The 2,624-nt window shown below is 35.4% G+C and carries 1 pseudogene; it reads right to left on the reverse strand.

Going from position 1 to position 2,624, the window contains the following annotated elements:
- Positions 1 to 2,624 (reverse strand): annotated as a pseudogene (locus H574_RS14710) (hypothetical protein); the annotation flags it as partial.

Below are 2,624 nucleotides of genomic sequence, written 5' to 3' on the forward strand. Positions count from 1 at the left end.
GATATTATATTATCATTTTGGTCATACCATACAATACTTACCTCGTTAGACGTGTAATTATCCGGTATCGCTGTTACTGTTATAGGTGTTGTAGCGTTTGGACATACCTCGTAAACAACGTCTGTGTCAAAACTTGTTTCTGGTGTTTCATAAAGTGCTATATCAAAACTTGTAATTGCATAACACTCACTTGCTGAAGAATTTTCAACTTTAACAAAAATTGTCTGAGGACTATTTGTATTAGAATATGCAGTTGGATTATTGATTGCATTTGTACTTGTTTCAGCATCAATTTGAGATGTATAATAAGATACAGACACATTTGTTTGTGTTCCTATTGTAACCGCTTCGTTAAGCGTTAAGTCAAATATATTACTTCCGCTACCATCATCACATAGTTCTTGATTTGGTGTTGTATATGCTTCTGGTGCATCATTAACTACCAAGTTAAAGCTAGTATTTGTAGATGCACATCCAGACATTGATCCTACTGCATCAATATCTTCAACTCTTACATAAATTACAGTACCATCTACTGCTACGTAAGGTGAAGAAATAGCTGCTGTACCTGATTGAGCATCAGATAATGTTTCATGATAAGTAACAACAAAGTCTGCGTTACTTTGAGCACCTAGAATTGTTGCTGTTTGAGATTCTAAATCAAAAATAGCATTACCAGCACCTTCATCACAAGCTTCCATATCTGGTGCTTGGTTAGCATTAGCATCGTCAAAGAAATTAATATTAGCTATTATAGATGATGTAAAATCATCACAAATTCCTCCTCCAACAACACACTGGTAACTACCTGACTGGGTAGCGACTAAAGTTGGAGAGTTGATTCCTGCTTGATATATTCCATCAATATACCAATCATAAGAATCTACAGAATAAGCAGTATCTGCTGTTAAGGTAACAGATGTATAACCACATAAGTTAATATCATCGCTTTCTCCATCAGGAGCTGTTGTTCCTTGTTCTACAACTATACCATCATAATCTAAAGTAACGTCACAAACCACATCACAATTTGTACCATCTGTCGGTCCAGAAGTTTGAGTAAAGTTATAAGTACCTGATTGTTGAGAGTAATTAGTTATTAAAATAACATATGTTGAATTCGCTGGAACTCCTGTTAATGTAATAGTTTCTGTTGCTGTAGCAGAGAAACTACAATCTGCAATATTAGGAGATAATAATTCAAAACAACCCGTGTCTTGTCCTGTAAATGGTCCCCAAACTATAAAGTCAATATCTAAACCAGTTCCCGCGTCGTTTGTTTGAGCTAATTGGAAAGTATAATCTCCTGGATCATCAAATTGAATTGTATTCCATTGTGGATCTGGTTGACTTCCTAAACAATCATAATCTAAGTATGGAGGAGCTGTTTGATCTCCTACAATACTAGGGTAAAATATAGTTGGATCTGCACAAATAGGTAAGGCATCTGTACAATATGTAGGTGCACCTAGAGTCTGTATACATAAGTCAAAAGTGATTGATGTTGGTGTTGATCCAGCTGAAAATACTCTTACATAATATGTATTACCCACTGTTAACGTAGGTGTTAAACTGAAGTCATCTGTTGTACAATATAACTGAGTTAAATTATTACAGTCTGTTCCTTCATAAACAGCATGATCTACATTAAAGCCACCTACAACATTTTGTATTTGTATAATTTGTTGATCTCCAACTGCTGTAAATTGGAACCAAACATCATCATCTGCACTGGTTGTACATGATCCATTTGGATAACCTGAATCTGTAGCTTCTAATAATGTTCCTGAATTAACTACTGTACAACTTTCGTCGGAATTTACAGAAGCCACAGTAGCATTACATGGGTTATCATTAACCGGTGGACAAGCAGCTAATGATATTGCTTGACTTGTAATCACACAGTTTCCATCTTGTTCATTTGAAACAGTAAATATAATATCTGTATTAAAAGGATAAGGTCCAAACAAAGGAGTTACAGAACCTGTAGAAGATACACTTACTGGAGGATTACCTTGGTTATCTTGAATAGATAATGATGTTGCATCTCCTAAAGAAGTAATATCTACATCTACTAAGAATTGATCTCCATTTGCACAATCATCTACCACAACAAAAGTTGCAGTTGGATTAACACAAGTAGCACAACTTACAGTTACATCAATTGACGTATAGTTGTTACCTTGACAGTTTACACTTCCATCTGACTGGACTTGGAATGAAATTGTAGACCCTGTTGATTGATAAGTTAAACCACTTAGGTTTCCACCATTACCATAAGGTGTAGCTGCATTTAAATCTGTTGTTCCGTCAGAGTCTAGAACTATCAGTTCGTCCCAGTTCTGTTCTACTTGTCCAGCATTAAACGTTATGTTTAATGGTGTTGTACCATCTGCACTTGTAAATGTGAATACATTAGTATCGTTATTCTCATAACAATATGTTAGTGTTTGTGGTCCACCATTAACACAATCTAATACAAAATTGGTTTGTGCTGGTGTTGTGAAGAAATAAGGTCCTGCCCAAACACTAGTGTCTGCTCCACAGATTGCTTGTACATATACTTCATAATCTGTTTGAGGTGTTAGTGCTGATTCTGAAACTGTTGTTGTTCCAACTGTTGT

Origin of the sequence: Mesoflavibacter zeaxanthinifaciens DSM 18436, from assembly GCF_000422365.1 — a bacterium.
Taxonomy (GTDB): domain Bacteria; phylum Bacteroidota; class Bacteroidia; order Flavobacteriales; family Flavobacteriaceae; genus Mesoflavibacter; species Mesoflavibacter zeaxanthinifaciens.